Origin of the sequence: Psychrobacter cibarius (assembly GCA_030686115.1) — a bacterium.
Taxonomy (GTDB): Bacteria; Pseudomonadota; Gammaproteobacteria; order Pseudomonadales; family Moraxellaceae; genus Psychrobacter; species Psychrobacter cibarius_C.
Genome location: CP131612.1, coordinates 2,194,771 through 2,208,454 on the forward strand (window position 1 = coordinate 2,194,771; position 13,684 = coordinate 2,208,454).

At 43.7% G+C, this 13,684-nt stretch carries 24 protein-coding genes; 2 read left to right on the forward strand and 22 right to left on the reverse strand.

From position 1 onward, the window contains the following. Positions 1 to 5: 5 nt before the first annotated feature. From Q6344_09135 to Q6344_09195, 13 genes are all read right to left on the reverse strand, one after another. Positions 6 to 452 (reverse strand): hypothetical protein, encoded by a 447-nt coding sequence (locus Q6344_09135; GenBank protein ID WLG12770.1) that lies wholly within the window; start codon positions 450 to 452, stop codon positions 6 to 8. After that, positions 449 to 826, reverse strand: a complete 378-nt coding sequence (locus Q6344_09140; GenBank protein ID WLG12771.1) for a DUF1320 family protein — start codon at positions 824 to 826, stop codon at positions 449 to 451. Before Q6344_09140 ends, Q6344_09135 begins: the two co-directional genes overlap by 4 nt. Then, a complete protein-coding gene (locus tag Q6344_09145; protein ID WLG12772.1) occupies positions 826 to 1,308 on the reverse strand; it encodes a hypothetical protein in 483 nt (160 codons plus the stop codon). The genes Q6344_09140 and Q6344_09145 overlap by 1 nt, the downstream gene beginning before the upstream one ends. Continuing rightward, positions 1,305 to 1,553: a hypothetical protein gene (locus tag Q6344_09150; protein ID WLG12773.1), complete on the reverse strand. Its 249-nt coding sequence runs from the start codon at positions 1,551 to 1,553 to the stop codon at positions 1,305 to 1,307. Before Q6344_09150 ends, Q6344_09145 begins: the two co-directional genes overlap by 4 nt. Further along, positions 1,540 to 1,869 carry a hypothetical protein gene (locus tag Q6344_09155; GenBank protein ID WLG12774.1) on the reverse strand — a complete coding sequence of 110 codons (330 nt, stop codon included), beginning with the start codon at positions 1,867 to 1,869 and terminating at the stop codon, positions 1,540 to 1,542. Before Q6344_09155 ends, Q6344_09150 begins: the two co-directional genes overlap by 14 nt. A gap of 64 nt (positions 1,870 to 1,933) precedes the next feature. Beyond that, entirely contained in the window at positions 1,934 to 2,926 is a 993-nt protein-coding gene (locus Q6344_09160; GenBank protein WLG12775.1) for a DUF2184 domain-containing protein, read from the reverse strand. 3 nt (positions 2,927 to 2,929) lie between these two features. Further along, on the reverse strand, positions 2,930 to 3,361 hold the full coding sequence (locus Q6344_09165) for a hypothetical protein (protein WLG12776.1): 432 nt from the start codon (positions 3,359 to 3,361) through the stop codon (positions 2,930 to 2,932). Further along, positions 3,361 to 4,530: a DUF2213 domain-containing protein gene (locus tag Q6344_09170; protein WLG12777.1), complete on the reverse strand. Its 1,170-nt coding sequence runs from the start codon at positions 4,528 to 4,530 to the stop codon at positions 3,361 to 3,363. Before Q6344_09170 ends, Q6344_09165 begins: the two co-directional genes overlap by 1 nt. Before the next feature lie 357 nt (positions 4,531 to 4,887). Then, positions 4,888 to 5,127 (reverse strand): hypothetical protein, encoded by a 240-nt coding sequence (locus Q6344_09175; protein WLG12778.1) that lies wholly within the window; start codon positions 5,125 to 5,127, stop codon positions 4,888 to 4,890. A gap of 155 nt (positions 5,128 to 5,282) precedes the next feature. After that, a complete protein-coding gene (locus Q6344_09180; protein WLG12779.1) occupies positions 5,283 to 6,203 on the reverse strand; it encodes a phage minor head protein in 921 nt (306 codons plus the stop codon). Further along, a complete protein-coding gene (locus tag Q6344_09185; GenBank protein WLG12780.1) occupies positions 6,163 to 7,464 on the reverse strand; it encodes a DUF1073 domain-containing protein in 1,302 nt (433 codons plus the stop codon). The genes Q6344_09180 and Q6344_09185 overlap by 41 nt, the downstream gene beginning before the upstream one ends. An 11-nt stretch (positions 7,465 to 7,475) precedes the next feature. Then, the gene (locus Q6344_09190; protein ID WLG12781.1) at positions 7,476 to 8,873 is read right to left on the reverse strand and encodes a PBSX family phage terminase large subunit; all 1,398 of its coding nucleotides are present in this window, start codon (positions 8,871 to 8,873) and stop codon (positions 7,476 to 7,478) included. Further along, positions 8,848 to 9,351, reverse strand: a complete 504-nt coding sequence (locus Q6344_09195; GenBank protein WLG12782.1) for a hypothetical protein — start codon at positions 9,349 to 9,351, stop codon at positions 8,848 to 8,850. The genes Q6344_09190 and Q6344_09195 overlap by 26 nt, the downstream gene beginning before the upstream one ends. 171 nt (positions 9,352 to 9,522) lie before the next feature. On the opposite strand from Q6344_09195, the gene Q6344_09200 reads away from it, so the two are divergent. Together Q6344_09200 and Q6344_09205 are read left to right on the forward strand one after the other, a co-directional pair. Further along, on the forward strand, positions 9,523 to 9,768 hold the full coding sequence (locus tag Q6344_09200) for a hypothetical protein (GenBank protein WLG12783.1): 246 nt from the start codon (positions 9,523 to 9,525) through the stop codon (positions 9,766 to 9,768). After that, entirely contained in the window at positions 9,761 to 9,964 is a 204-nt protein-coding gene (locus Q6344_09205; GenBank protein ID WLG12784.1) for a hypothetical protein, read from the forward strand. The genes Q6344_09200 and Q6344_09205 overlap by 8 nt, the downstream gene beginning before the upstream one ends. Here the strand turns inward: Q6344_09205 and Q6344_09210 are convergent. The 9 genes from Q6344_09210 to Q6344_09250 all read right to left on the reverse strand — a co-directional run bounded on the left by Q6344_09210 (position 9,949) and on the right by Q6344_09250 (position 13,684). Continuing rightward, positions 9,949 to 10,128, reverse strand: a complete 180-nt coding sequence (locus Q6344_09210; protein WLG12785.1) for a hypothetical protein — start codon at positions 10,126 to 10,128, stop codon at positions 9,949 to 9,951. The two genes, Q6344_09205 and Q6344_09210, sit on opposite strands and share 16 nt — an antisense overlap. Before the next feature lie 18 nt (positions 10,129 to 10,146). Then, positions 10,147 to 10,278: a hypothetical protein gene (locus Q6344_09215; GenBank protein WLG12786.1), complete on the reverse strand. Its 132-nt coding sequence runs from the start codon at positions 10,276 to 10,278 to the stop codon at positions 10,147 to 10,149. 421 nt (positions 10,279 to 10,699) lie between these two features. Beyond that, entirely contained in the window at positions 10,700 to 11,110 is a 411-nt protein-coding gene (locus tag Q6344_09220) for an antiterminator Q family protein (GenBank protein ID WLG12787.1), read from the reverse strand. Continuing rightward, on the reverse strand, positions 11,110 to 11,592 hold the full coding sequence (locus Q6344_09225; protein WLG12788.1) for a hypothetical protein: 483 nt from the start codon (positions 11,590 to 11,592) through the stop codon (positions 11,110 to 11,112). The genes Q6344_09220 and Q6344_09225 overlap by 1 nt, the downstream gene beginning before the upstream one ends. Further along, a complete protein-coding gene (locus Q6344_09230; GenBank protein WLG12789.1) occupies positions 11,585 to 11,980 on the reverse strand; it encodes an HNH endonuclease in 396 nt (131 codons plus the stop codon). The genes Q6344_09225 and Q6344_09230 overlap by 8 nt, the downstream gene beginning before the upstream one ends. After that, complete coding sequence (locus tag Q6344_09235; GenBank protein ID WLG15190.1) at positions 11,980 to 12,243, reverse strand: hypothetical protein; 264 nt, start codon at positions 12,241 to 12,243, stop codon at positions 11,980 to 11,982. Before Q6344_09235 ends, Q6344_09230 begins: the two co-directional genes overlap by 1 nt. Positions 12,244 to 12,277: 34 nt before the next feature. Continuing rightward, positions 12,278 to 12,799, reverse strand: a complete 522-nt coding sequence (locus Q6344_09240) for a DUF3310 domain-containing protein (protein WLG12790.1) — start codon at positions 12,797 to 12,799, stop codon at positions 12,278 to 12,280. A gap of 82 nt (positions 12,800 to 12,881) precedes the next feature. After that, positions 12,882 to 13,298, reverse strand: coding sequence for a RusA family crossover junction endodeoxyribonuclease (locus tag Q6344_09245; GenBank protein WLG12791.1), 417 nt, complete (start codon positions 13,296 to 13,298; stop codon positions 12,882 to 12,884). Further along, on the reverse strand, positions 13,295 to 13,684 hold the full coding sequence (locus tag Q6344_09250; protein ID WLG12792.1) for a hypothetical protein: 390 nt from the start codon (positions 13,682 to 13,684) through the stop codon (positions 13,295 to 13,297). The genes Q6344_09245 and Q6344_09250 overlap by 4 nt, the downstream gene beginning before the upstream one ends.

Consider the following 13,684-nt stretch of genomic DNA (forward strand, 5'->3'; position numbering starts at 1 on the left):
CTTAATTAGATTTTGCGTAAAATTTCAAACATGAACGGAAAGTAAGCAAAGCCGCTATCACTGCCATTGGTTACTGGTGAGGCGGTTTTATCAAAGCGGCCATAACCTTTTAGCTCTGGATTAAAGCCCATCATGCAATCGTGTAGCTGCATGATGTAAGGGTCAGCAAGTGCTCGTATGCTATGGGTATCGACAGACTGAGCGCATGTATCATTGATTTTTAAGACGATTAGCCATTGGTCATACTGGATTGATTTAGCTGGACCATTACGCCCTACCTGCTCGCTAAAGCGTTCGCCATACCAGATAATGCTGACGGATGGCGCGTTATTTCGATTATCAAGCATCTCATCAATACTAAAAGGCGTATCAACATCGATAAGCCCTGCAACATTGGCTTTTATGTGCTCAACCAGTATCGGCTCAACAGCAAAATACTCTAAGGTGCTCATACGACCATTGCCCCCGATCTAAAACTTTCATCGTAAAAATCACCTGTCTTGTCAATCACTTTGCTGTCATCATCAATCAAAGCTAATTTCCCAGACGCTATTTTGTCCAGCCACAAAACAAGGTTTTTGTAATCCTCATTAACATCATCAGGACGCTTGTTTTTGAATAGCTTGTAGCGAGCAACCAAAGCCGTAGCATCTTTTAATGAGCTTGGAATGGTCGTTAGTGGCAAGTAATCGGACACGTAGCTGTTAACGTACCTTGTGGCATCAGCAATGCGCGTAGCAGTCGCATCAGGGTCATTGATATTGCGCTCTAACCCTGCGATGTCAGCCTCGCCATATCTGTCTACTAAATCATCTCTAGTAATCATTATTTCACCTTGAATTGCAATTTTTCGCGTAGCTGACCAGTATCTAGTAATGGTGTGCTGCCCTGCTTGCGATATATAGTCTCTTCTGCTAACGGTTTGAAGTTGCCTCGAACCTTCATGTAAGACCTAATATCTTCGATAGCAACAAGCCCTAATTCATTCCAAGACCTTTGCAACGTCTTTTTACGCCTAAATATTGGTGTAATATTGGCTTTCACCATTAGACCGTACTTACGCCTATTGGCATCAAGCGCGGGCTGCATGAATGGTCGGGCTGGAACGCCACGACCTTCCTCATGATTTTGTGCCAAATCCTTCATAGATATCGGGTCGGGGTTCGGATCACGCCTTGCGCCTATCGGGTGTTTGTACATTGACCTTGCGTCGTAACCAACTTCAATAGTGGCTTGATACTTGTTGGTTATGCTTCGGATGCGATCTAAAAGACCATTGTCTTTTTGAGTGACCTGAGCGACTATCATTTTTCGGTCTTAGCGTCTGCCTTTACTGTGGCTTTAGGCGCAGGTTTCAGATCAGGATTAACCACGGTTTTATTGGCGGCTTTATCTACAACCAAATCACCGTTTGCGAATAGCTTGGCACCAATGCCGTTATTCTTAACTTTGGCAATCTGGTCATCTGCTAAATCGATAGCCACGCCTTTTTTAAAGGCGATATCTGCTACCGTGTAGCTGTCATGTGCGCCCACGTATTTAATCTTTGGCATTTTTAGCTTCCTCTATGGCTTGAGCGATAACCAAAAGCTCAGGTTTATTGTCAGACTCGGCAAACTCACCGCCGTTTTCAATGATGTAAGCCTCAAGTTCTTCAACTTTCATTTTGCTAACTGGTTTAGCGTCAGGCTCTTTATCAGCTTGCTCGGTCTCGACAAAGCTACCGTCTTCTAAAAACGCCTTGCCAAATCCATCTGCTTTCAATAATTCGGTTTGCTCGTCGCTCAATTCAGTTTCAACACCTTTTACGAACAAAAAGCCAGCCACCCGAATAGAGCTGTTGTTGCCGTTATATGTAAACTTACTCATTATTATTACCTCGAATTCTGGACAATAAAAAAGCGCCTTAATAGACGCTTAATTACCGTTTTATTTAGGTTTTCTTGGTATCGTAGTAACGCATTGAGTCAACACGTTTCAGCCATACGCCTTGATAGGTGTAAGAGCCTGGTACAAACACATCAAAGCCTTTAGCTTGTGCTGACAAGAACTGTAGCTCTTGCGGAATACGCATCTCAATGCAGTTAGGGTTTTTGTTGTACGACACGATACGGTCAGAGGCAGTAGCACCTGCACCATTACCACGGCGATTGGCTGTGATTTCAATCTGCTTGCCTTCAAGTGCTGCTTCGTTGTTTTCACGAATGTACTTGATAAGCGGCGTTTCATTGGTGGCTGACACAGTACGACCTGCTAATTCACGCGCAATGCTAGTCGGCAAGATAACAGTATTGATTGCCACATCACTATCAAAAGCAGACGCATCGGCGCTATCATAGATAATCGTGTTGATTAAATCCATGATTGCCGCAACTGGCGCAGTCGCAAAGTTTAGGGTGCGAGTATCAAGTGCTACGCCGTCTTGGTTGTAAAAGCCTTTAATGCCTGTCTCAGCTTCACCATTCCAAGCAACCTTGCTCATATGGCGCTCAAAGCCCATTTGTGCAGCAGCAATTTTGTCAGCTTCAAGATTGATACCCATTGCCATTGCCGTCGCAATCTCATGGATAGAGTATTGATAGCCAATAGTACCCATCTTGGTAGGTAGCGAAATTTCATCGAATACGACTTCGGCTAATGGAATATCCATACCAGTGCCGCTAAACGCCTTACCCTCACCAACGCCTTGCTTACGTTGTAAGCTGTGCGAAGTGCCGACCACAGCATTGATGTTGTCGTTGACTGGAATGTATTTTGCATACTCCATCAATTCCATCATTTGCGGAGTCATGCCGTTAATACTTTCTACTTGCACCATCAATTTAGCTAATGATTCAAGATTGAATGCGTCGCCAATATATGGACTTGCTTTAATGTGATCTGCTACTGGCTGTAACCGTAGCATCATGTGTTGTAATTTATTCATTCTTTAAGCTCCCAAGATTTCAATAACGGTTAGGTTTTGGCTGCCAACCGATGTTCCGCCAAAACGCATACCTTCAACAGCTGTTGTGGTTTCTGTGATTTGACCTGTGGCATTAGCACCAACAACGGTTGTTAGGTCGGTAATCTTAGCAACAGATGGCGACCAGATTTTACCCTTGACCATTACTGGCACAACATCGCCTTTCTTGTAGCTATCAACTGGACCATAAAGAACGACGATACCAACATAACCAGCATTTACGTTCTGAGTCGTGGTGCAGCCTTTCTTGTCATCAGTCAGATAGATAACCGAGCCGTCAACAACTGGATAAGCAGGGTCAACCATTAATGGCAAACTTAATACTTCTTCTGGCATTGACTTGACGCGCATACCTGCAACAGCAATAGCGTCATCGCCTTTTAGTAATGGTGTCATTATTTAACTCCTTCCCACATTTTAGATTTGTCAAATGGCTTGTCTGCACCATCACTTATTTGTTTGTCATTTAAGCCGTTAAGCGCACTATCAGCAGCGTTAACTTGTGGCTTACTATCAGCAGTAGCTAACAGTGCCTTAAATGCTGTATCAATAGCTGATTGCTCGGCATCGGCAACAGAATCACCAACAATAGCTTTAACTAAATTATCATCAGCTTTTGCAGCGATAACGTCACGGCGGATCTGCTCGCTAGACTTGCCATCAGTTACGATAGCGTCGTTCAGCTTCTTAGCATTACTGATGGTTGCCACACGGTCAGCAACCAATGCTTCGATTTGCTCAGGCGTGGTCTGTTTTTCGCTCAGCTCTTTGTTAGCATCTGATAGCGACTTGTTATCACCTACTAACTTATTAATAGTGGCTTGTGTCGCTGTCAGCTCAGACAAGCTAAACGCTTGGTCGCCCACTTTCAGTTCACTACCTTTTAGTGCATCAAGCTCTTGGCTTTGCGCTTGGATTGCTTGTGCAAGCGTAGTGTTATCGCCCACATCAAACTCTAAATTACCGATTTTTACTTTCATACTCTTTGCCTCTGGAATAATTACAGTTTGTTTGTCGCCTATTTTGCAGTCATCACCACATCTGCCCTCAGGGACAACAGCAACATGGTCAGCAACCATGCCTACCCATTGCCCGTGATATGCCTGTCCTGCCTCAGTCGTACCTGCTGTCATGTCAAGCTCAGCGGCATAACCTAAAGATATTTGTTTAACGTCCTCATGCTCGATTGACTCAATCGCCCACTTGTCTTTGATGGTCAAGTCAGCAACTAGGTAACCGTTCTCAGCTCGTACATTCTTAGCCGTACCAATCACATGTTCTCTGTAGTTGTCGCTGTTAAGTTGATTGCCTTTAGGGTGCTGCATAGCCACATCGGACGCGGTAAATCCGTCTATCACTGATTGACCAAACAGCACATCAGGCGGCGTGTAGATATTGATAATGTCGGTCGGCTCAAACCCGTCAACAATACCTAGCTCACCCGCGTAATACTCTTTGACCATTGGCTTTGCGAGTGTTACGTCTTTGCAAATCATAAAACCTTGCGGTGTCTTGATTCGGCTTGTCGGCTTTAAGTCGATGACCTGATTAGTTTTGATTTTCATATTTATTCCTTGCCCGGTGGCAATGGCCTTAAATAGCATTCGTCTAATGCAGGGGGAGTATCGTAGTCCGGCTCCATAGGTTCTTTTTTTGGACGCTCACCTGCTATTGATCGAGGCGTATAGCCACCAGTTTGCACTGTGTCAATATCTCGCTCAGGTGCGTACTTACTACGCTTCTTGTGCTGTGATTTTTGGCAATCGCAATCGCAAATTAAGCGCCTTAGCCAATTAATTTTTATTTTCATATTTCACCTTCTGAAGTAACTGATAAGCAAATATCCAAGCGCACCTATAGCAAAGCCAGTAATCAAGCCGCCGCAGTAGTTAAATGAATCGGCACCTATCAAATTATCCACCCTAACAATCTATTGCGGCATTTAACTTGCCACAAGATTCATTTATAAACTTAAGCACTTGCGCTCTATCTTCGGATTGTATGAGCACGATTGTTGAACCGTCACTTTTGGTAAGCACAGCGCGGTAGTTAGTAGTGGTAAAGGCATCATCTTTATTGGTTTTTGTTAAAGGCATTAATATAATTTGAGAGACATTGCTTGCGTTAACACAAGTTTCACCTAGCACTAGAAAATAGCTCATTGTCGTTCCTTAATATTTAGGTATAAAAAAGCCGCTCAATTAAGGCGGCTATGGCTTATCTTTATTTCGTCTTTTGGAATACAGCGTCAGCGCTATATCAGCGAGTAGCAATACCGCTTTAATTATCTTTTGTCGCTTATCCATAAATCACTCCGTTACATCAACTCTGACATTGGTGGCTGCTGAGCCATCATTTCCTCGCCTGTCAATCCACCTGTTAGATGACCGACATAAGGTATCGCCAAGCATCGACAGTTAATTGGGAAACTAGGGTGTCCGTCGGGCGGTGGATTATTCCAAGCAAAAACCTTGTTATCTCTCTTGTAGTGACTGTAAAAACTGCGGTAAGTCGCTTTAGGATTACCCCTAACTGACCTATCTCGCATTGTCACCCATGTATAGTGAGTTATACCCAGTGCGGCTTGCTTAGCCCTTGATATAGCAACAGTGATCTTACCTAGCTGGTCGCTTGCTATTAACTTAGCTCGGTTTTTAGTGATACGAAGAATATCATCCATAGCCGCATCTATTTCATCTAGCGGTGAGCTTGCGCCTATTTGTATGGCGTTAGTTACGGCTTGCTCTAACCTATCGAGGTATTGCTGTGGTATCGAATTGATAAGCGCGATATTAGCTTCTTTCGCCACATCCATAGCTTCTTTTACCGCATCATCTGCCACTAAACCGCTTAACCCTAAGCCAGTTTGCTTTTTAATTAAATCGACAAGCTGTTTGTCTATCTCAGCTGCTTGCTTACCTACAATAACCTCTACCAAAGCCGACGCAATGCCCGACACTTTGTTTCTGATAGATAGAGATAATTGGCTAAATGCGGATTTAAAGTCGCTGAATAAGCCGTCATTCACAATGCGCTTACTATCACCAACACTAGGCTGCTCAATTAACGGCATGAGCGCCTTGACTGCCTCAGTGTGCATATCATCAACGATAGCGAGCAATGCCCTTGTATAGTCAAGCTCTAGCTTACGTGAGACATGGATAGGCTTTGCTTTAGCCTTACGACCTCGCTTAGACTTACTCTGCTGCTGTATTAACGGCTTTAACTGGTTTAACATCGTCTAGCCCCATATCAAAGTTTAAACCGCTTAGCAGTGCGATATGCTCGTCATCGATGACCGTGTAAGTGTCTTGCTCGACTAACTGCTTAGCCACATGAGCCTCGGTGATAATGCCATTCTCAAGATATTTAACATCACGCTCAGCATTGTTTTTCTCAATCTCTGATAGCGTTTTCTCGTCAATCTGCCACAGCGGGCTAAATATCAGAGTAATATCTTCATTGGGTAGCAGATAACCGCTAATCATATTCAGCAGCTCTTGCAACACTGGTCGCAGATAATCGCGCTGATAGCTACCTACCGTGTCGTAATAGTTTTTTAAGTCGTGCTCACCAGTAGCGCTAAGCCCAGACGGTGAGCGCCCAAATAGGATTGTATAAGGTATATCTGCCGCACCTGATAGCTGAATAGCAAACTCTTGCATTAAATCGGGCAGGCCAGAAAAGTTATAAGACTTGCTTTGGAAATCTTCTTCCTTATCCAATAATACTGTGCCGTTGTTGCCCTTGAGCATACCGACCAATGCAAATCGCTTTAGTATTGAATCAGCATTGTCTTGAATTTGATTGGCTAAGTCAGGCGTTTTGATAATGTCAATCTTAGCTTCATGGACTAGTGACGCAGTGTTTTCGTTGACACTTGCAAAGCGGATAAGCTCGGCATCTATCAACGGCTGTAACACGCTGTCACCATCCGCCCATTTAATCTCAATGATGCGGCTATGGTGGATAATCTCAGTGCCAGTCGAACCGATACCTTTTTGCAATCGATAGTAAACGGGCTTGTCATAACAACCACCTGCCTCACTTGCTGGACGCATCTCACTACCAGCAGCTAATTGCGTGACTGATAATGTGGTGATGTAGCTAAGCTCGTTAACCTTATTCAGTGGTTCGTTAAGCTCCATGTTGTCAGCAGTGGCTAGTAGGATATAAGACTTACCATGCAAACGTGATAAGCGCATAGCGCGGCTTAAATGTACATCTAACTTTAATCGGTCAAACTCATTGCTTAATTTCTTAAGCTCCTTACCTGCGATACCGCCAAAGTAATAACCCTGACGAAACATATCTTGCACTGGCTTATCGACAATTTTTGATGCGGTGGCATTGGACTTGTAAATATTATCAAGCTCAAAAACCGACTTAGGCACATGCCAAGCGAACTGGTCATGACTTGCCTTATCTCTACTGGTGCCGAGCTTACTCACTAGATTAACCAGCGTGCTGTCAGCAATGTTAAATAATTTGTTTAGCATAAAGTTATCTCTTAGCCTACGACATCGAATACGGATTTTTTCTTAAAGGCGACCAAATGAGGAGATAAGGCCATGATTGCAGCATCTGCCACGTTGGGAGAGTCAATACCGCGCTTCTTGAGGTCTGCTTTACTCTCAACTTTGACACGCCCTGTGTTATCACGGTCTTGTCTTGGCGTTGATAGCTCGTTCTTTAGCTGCTCAAGATAATCAGCGCCAATACTGCTTGATATACTTATTAAGTCGCTTGGATCATAAACCGTGCCATTGTCGATAGCGTCTTTTGTGTTCTTTAATCGCCTTGCAACATCCCACCATGCTTGCGCCTTTAGGTTGGCAAACATATCTCTATTGGTTACTTTTGGCTCGTACTCTTTATCAGGATTGGCAACCCCAGCGCCAGCCACAAACTTAGCGTATTCAATGTCTTTGAGATTGATATTTTCAGGCGCTTTATTTAGTTCTTCAAACTTAGCCCCTGCACTAGCACCAACACCAATAGCATCATAGATAATCTTGGCACTGGCGTCTTTAGCCTGACCATAAGCGCGAGTAGAGCTTTTAAGTAGCTCGTCCTCGCCGCCTTTCCATTCATCAACCGATTGCAATACTGAGCCGTGAGCGCCTGCTGTGGCGTTCTTATCCTCACCAGCATCAGCTACGTCATAACCTAACGTCTTGTTACCTACTGGCTCAAATCCTAGTTTGATATGCGCGTCTATTGCAGCACTGACCCATGAGCGCTTGATAATAGCCAACTGGTCATCTGATTTGGGTACGCCAAGATAGACGTGCTCATAATCCTCATAGTCTTTTTGCTTTTTAGCCTCAATGACCTTGAGTATTGTTTTGGATAAAAAAGAGTTTTCTAAATAATTGATATGGCGCTTTATGGTGTCAGGCGGCGTATTAATCACAAAGTTTTGATAAACAAAGTCGCTGACCAAATCAGGGTTAAATAATATCCAAAACTGCGAATGGTTTTTACGCACCGTCGGCTCTAGTATCTCCCACTGCTTAGCAGTTAATGAGTGAGCTTCTTCAATCCAGCAGACATCAATACCCTCAAGCGATTTGATTTCCTCAATGTTCCGCCATAGGCCATAAAAGACAAACTCGGTGCCTGTTACGTTGTTTATGATCTTGTTTTTTAAGATGGTAAAGTTAGCTTGCAGTCCAAAGCGGTTAATCTGCGTCTTTAGCAGCGTATAAACCGATTCTTCAATCTTGTTTTGAATCTGCCTTGCACATAAAAACCGCAATTTATAAGTGTTAGCCAAGTAGATTGCAAAACCTGCCGCATCCCATGATTTAGATGATGCTCTGCCGCCGTATAGTATTCTGTTGCGTGCTGGCGCCTTCCAAAAATCCTCTAGTGCTGGGTTAAGTGTCGCTATCTCCGTCATCATCGCCCCTGCCGTAGAAGTGGCCTAAGCCTGCTTTAATCTCTTTGCCACCTGTGGTGTGGTCAATCTGTTGTTTACTGCCATACTTCTTAGGCGCTTGTTTCTCAATAACCCACTTTCTAGCGTCAATACGAAGTTTTGATCGGTTTAAATGCTCATGATTAACACGCTCTTGACCATCAACTATTTCGTAGTCGTTAATGCTGTCGTCGGCAATATCAATCATTTCATCTAATAGGTACTCTGCCTGAATATCTCTTGCGTGTGCGTACTGTTCCCGAAACGTGCCTTTTTCTTCTGACAGCCATCGCATTACAGTAGTAATCGAAGGCATTCCCTCTAAATCACATATCTTTCGCAATGACTTACCAACCATTAATAAGCGACAAATATCTTGAGACACTTCCTCGTTGTAGATTGTTGGCCTACCGCCCTTGTTTACTTCTTCACTCACAACGCTGTCGAGCATATCGTCTTTCATACGCCCTCCAGCGTTCATCGGTATAAAAAATGCCCGTCTAAATCAATAGCAGGCAAACTGGTTATTAAATGATTTTAATTTATTTGCGTTAATTTATTGACACTATCCAAAATGGATAGTGTTATGTACTCATCAACTAAGCAATACCAACAACATAACGGAGCAAACATCATGAAATCATTATACGAAATCTACGAAGCAGCAAACGATCAAGCAGACAGCCGCAGCGAATTAACTAAAGAGTATTTAATTGATTATGCAGACGGTGCGTTCGACATCAACCTAAGCGAAGAAAAAGCGCAAATGATTGTTGATTGCATCGCAGCATACGAAAAAGCAGACGCAGAGCGCAATTACTCAACAAGCCAAGACTTATGGGTCTATATCGAAGAACCATTAAGCGAAGTTTATGCTTAATCTACCCGAACAAGGCTATACGCCTAATAATTACAAAGCATTGGTTGAGCTAACAAAGTTATCCAATGCTGATTTTTACCGCCAATTTAAAATACCAGAGCAAACGTTTTATCATCACTCTAGCGGCTCACGAACAATGAAATGGCAAGACTGGCAATCATTACTCACCCAAGTTACAAACTACCTCGCTAAATAGCGGGGTTTTTCGCCTTGTATCTTGGCGACTAACTCAGCGGCTTTCTTACTGCCATTATTTGCGCGTCTAATCAGTATGTCGAGATAAGACCGCTTAGTGACCACGTTCTCTGTCTTGTGGTATTCGTTATAGACCCACTCATGTGATTTCGAGTAATCGCTCATAGCATCCCTGCCAATTAGTTATTTATGTTGCTTGCCATCGCCGTCAGGCAACTTAGCGTCGACTTTAGGCAGTATTGCGATAGAACCACTACTCATCATTGCAGACCATGCTGCTGACTTTGCTTTTTGCTCTGCAATTATGTGACCCATAATCAATCCCTCGCTAAATTTTAGACATAAAAAAGCCCCATCACGTTAATAATGGGGCGTTAAGTAATTGGGGTAGACGCACGGAGTTTAACCGTATTCCTAGAGTTGTATGCCAATCGATTGACACCTCTACTGCTTCATCACTAAAGCTTCATCTACAATTCACTGGTGGCTAGCCGATTCCTACGTCTATTTCGCTTTGTTCCCGCTTATTTCACCACCTGCTATAACTTACGGTATCAATCGGACGCTTTGTCAGTCAATTAGGCTTTCTCTTTTTACGTTAGAGTCCGCACTTAATTAGAATAGCCGTAAAGGTTGCGCTTCTTAGATAGGCGTTACGGCTGTGTTATTAGTTCGCTTTGTGATAAATCCCTTAGCGTTGCACAACTTTAGCAAAGCTAAGATACTTTGTCAAGCACTAAATCGCATCTAATATCCGACCTAGTACAAATCCCTCTGCGCTTGCAATATACTCACTCGCCTTGTACTTACTTACTTTGCGCTTACTGCCTTTTCCGTACTTCAACTCTGACAGATAGGTGTGTGCGATATGTTCTGGGTACTTGCCTTGTATGTACCTCATACGCAAGCATTTGCCCTCTATCGGCTTATACTTCAAAAGCACTGTTACTATGCGGTCTATCCGTAAAGCCATGTCATCACTAATATAATCACTCTGGCAGCGTGTAACTGGTGCTGTCTCGCTTGCCTCGGCATGAGGTGCTGAACGCATAATTATTTCGCTAGGACTCTTGCTGTCTAAGCTCATGCTGTCATCACGGCACCAAGCACCCCAAGCGTGCAATACTTCTTGTATATCGTTAATCATCAGTAATCCCGTCCTTGTTCCCAATCAATGTCGTTTGGTATTGTTAAAATCATACCTAAGCTCGTAAAGTGGTCGTGCATCATGTTTAGGTACTTATCGTGCTGCTTAATCGTCATCAGCCTTGTTACGTGCATATCCCACGGGATTGCCATAAACTCCAGCTTTTGCTCATAAGAATATGGCGGCACCCTATCCCTAATCTTTGAATCGTAAAGCTCTGCAAACGTGTCACTCTCATTTCTCAGTATTGGTACACCAAAGTGAAGTTTGCAGTAAGCGCGGTATTCCTCTGCTGTCATATCACCTTGCTGCTCAGCCTCATTCACCCAAAGTCGTTGTAGTCTGTTCTGATCCGTTGAGCGTTTTTCTATCACGCCCTTTTCAATCGTATTCGTAAATGGTAATGGTTGGTTTTCAATAAACGTGATTAGTGTTTGCCTGTCGTCATCGGTTTTAATCCATCGCTTTATTTTCTTACTCATTAGAAGCTGCCTCGCATTTCTCAAAGTAAAAAACAACTTCGATATTAGTCTCAACCACTAATCCATATCGCTTAGCTTTTTGATAAGTTGCGCTGTCCCTGTTTAAGCAAGCTATTTTATTAGCAATCATTGAGCGCCAGCTCTCGATACTTAAACTGCTTTTATCGTTATTGCATGACTTACAAGACGGCATCATATTTGCAATACAGTCGTTCTCGGGGTTTATGCAGTCTGTGGTTACTTGTTTGCCGTTTTTAATAATCCAGTTTCTTTTGATTGGTATAAAATGGTCGGCATCCCATTTATCACCTAGAGTCTCACCGCAATAAGCGCAGTGGCCGCCGTACTTGTTCTTTAAATCTTCGCGCTGTACTTTGTTTAATCTCATTAGTAATCAACTCCGTTTTGCTCAACCTTCCGTTCCTGCCATTTCAGCAATCGATTTGTCTCACGCCATTTCTGTATAAACCATTCAAGTGACTGCTCACGATTCATACCCATTTCGTACTTATCAAACTTGCTGTGACAGGATTGGCACATCGGCAAGGTATATCTATCATCCGCCTTAACACCTTTGCCCTTGCCATGAATCCCAAAGTTTGAATGTGCGGCTTGACTTGGTGCATCAGCGCCGCACTCGCAGCAATCCATCAATCTTATTTTCTTTAGCCTGTCGTTATCGCGCTTACTCACTTTCTAGCCTTGCGATTTCAGCTTCAATACTCCGCTTAGCCATCGCCCAAAAATCCTCTGCGATATACAGCATGGCTTGCTTAATATTGCCCTCACGATGTACCGCTATTTTCTCAATCAAGCGCATAGGTTTTATCAGCACCACTTCTTCGTTCTCCCACGCCCAATCTGCATACTTAACCGCCTTCTTTAAATCTTCGATATCGTCATGCTTTTTGCCACAGCGATATAAATATTTAAAACATGAGCCACCGCAAAACTGCATATGCCTTGTCACTTCAATGCACTCGACTCCGCTTGCGTCTTTGTAGTGTGGCGGATGGTTTACCATGTCTGCACCAACCATTAGCGACTTACCATCTGCAAACTTGCCGCTTAGCTCTGCTCTGCACTTCTGACAGTTACCATCCATAAAACACGCATATTCAATCGAGTTTATCGGGTGAGCCTCTTTGCACCTCATGCAAGAAATGCTAGCAACCGACGGTAAATTAACTTCTACTTTGTCACTCATTCCCATATCTCCGTTTTGCGCTGCCTTAAATCACTTTCAGTACCTTTGCATCAATCAGGTATTTAAAGCGCGTGTACCCTTGTTATTTTTGCAATGCTTGCGGTTTTAGCTCGTACAGCTCAACATCTATTCGACCACCCTTGATAACTTCGCCCCGCTTAATCTCTAACTGGTCTATCTGACTATCATCCTTGTAAACCTTGCAGTAAGTCAGAGCGTCAAACAGCCCCTTACCATAGTTATCAACATCGAAACTACGCTTAGTCGCTCCATGCAGCGTAACCACTGCCTTAATTCGTCCGTTATGCGTCCTAATCGAGCCGTGACGCTGTGCAATATCTGCTACCTGTGCAACTACGTCATTTCTAAACTTCGTCGCTCTGTCGGACAATCTGACGTGGACGTACTGTTTGCCCTTTGCTCGCTTAACTGATTTTGACCAGTAGTGGTTGACCGATGGTGGCATTGGCAGGTTCGCTTTGAAAAACGGCTCGGTCATTTTTGCAACTCCTCAAACGTCAATTTCATCGCCTGGATAGTCTTATAGCGCTCGCATGCAAGGTCATCCGCTTTCATTCGCGCCTCTCGTTCGTCACTAAAAAGCTTTTCCCATCTCTGCAAATCCTCGGCGACCCATTTACGTTCTTGTGCTCTCGCCTTGCTGCGTGCTTTCTTAGCTGCCAGTCGCACTTGCCTATGCTCAGACCAATCATCTTGTGCGTAGCGCCTGACCGCATCACGAAACGCTTTAGCATCACGCACTACTGTGACTTGCACACCAAGCATCGCAAAACAAAGATAATTGTTAGCGCCGCCTGTCACGCTCTGGCTAGTAAATCGCTTAAACCTCGGAAGTATCGCCTTTGTTGTTTCAACAATTAACAT